Source organism: Aureibaculum koreense (assembly GCF_034296135.1).
GTDB lineage: Bacteria > Bacteroidota > Bacteroidia > Flavobacteriales > Flavobacteriaceae > Aureibaculum.
In genome coordinates this window covers 1-1,139 of sequence record NZ_JAXKVV010000049.1, presented here as the reverse complement: position 1 = coordinate 1,139, position 1,139 = coordinate 1, and the positions used below count along the sequence as shown (strand labels likewise).

The window sequence follows — 1,139 nt, the reverse complement described above, 5'->3', positions numbered from 1 at the left end:
TCAAGACCCCTCCGTTAACCCCTCCGTCCTTTATGTTTACGTGAGAATTAATGTTTTCTGCCGGACACCTCCCCTTGAAAATAAGGGGAGGAGCTTTGAATTCTACTTCTGTTTATAACTGTGCTTCAATTAGTGTTTTTAACCCTTCGCCTTCCTACAAAAGTCGGAATCCATCTCTATTTGATTAAAGGGAGGAGCTTTGTATGGTACTTTTATTTCGGTCATATGAATCTTTTTGATAAGCGTCTTAGTAAGGGTCTTGAAACTATTAGTAAAATGAGGCCGATAGAGCCAATGAATCGTAATGCGGGTTCATCTAGCTCTCGGCTCATGTATCGCATGGCTGTTATGATACCTAGAAATAATACAATCATAAATGTCATATCAAATTCTTGTAAGGCACCTACGTGTTTAATTGACCTAATCTTTTCATTTGATAATACTGGTTCTTTACGATAGCGATGGATTAGTTCTGTAATTGCTCGTGGATTTCCATGAGTTTGTTCGTAGATATGGTTTCTGAATAATTCCCAATTTTCGACTTCTAATCCACCTGCCAATTGCTGAATCAATTGCATACTGCATTTGCGATTGAGTGGCGTTAATTTCAATATTTCAAAATCCCATATAAATGAGGTGTCAATTGCTTTTACTGCTCGAGCACCAGCAATAATTATAAAAGCACTTGCCAAACGTTCAATGGTCTTTTTTGCATTCGGTGTTACGCGTGTAATATCATCTATGACCAATATATATTCTTGGGGCTGTACAGATGAGATAATGCTATCACAAAGATGTAATGTGTTTTCACGTTGTATTTTCTTTTTAACCTCATCTATGGTAAACTCATTCCATAAATAAGAAAGTACTGTTTCTTTATCTTTATAGAGGTAGAGTAATATATGAACCAATGATTTTTTTATACTTTCGGTATCATCTAATCTCAGTATCTTTTTATCGGTTTGGATATTTTCTAACAAATGTGATTTGCCCGTTCCGACAGGTCCAATTACTATGGTATTTACGCCTTTGGTAGCATTACTATTTAACAATGCTAATTCTTTATTTCTGCCAATGGTAAAATAAGATTCGGTTACATCTAGGTTGATTAATTTAGGTTTTGGATTGTGATTAAAACG

At 35.4% G+C, this 1,139-nt stretch carries 1 pseudogene; it reads right to left on the bottom strand.

From position 1 onward, the window contains the following. Positions 1–221 precede the first annotated feature (221 nt). A pseudogene (locus UMM65_RS17595) lies at positions 222–1,139 on the bottom strand (tyrosine-type recombinase/integrase); the annotation flags it as partial.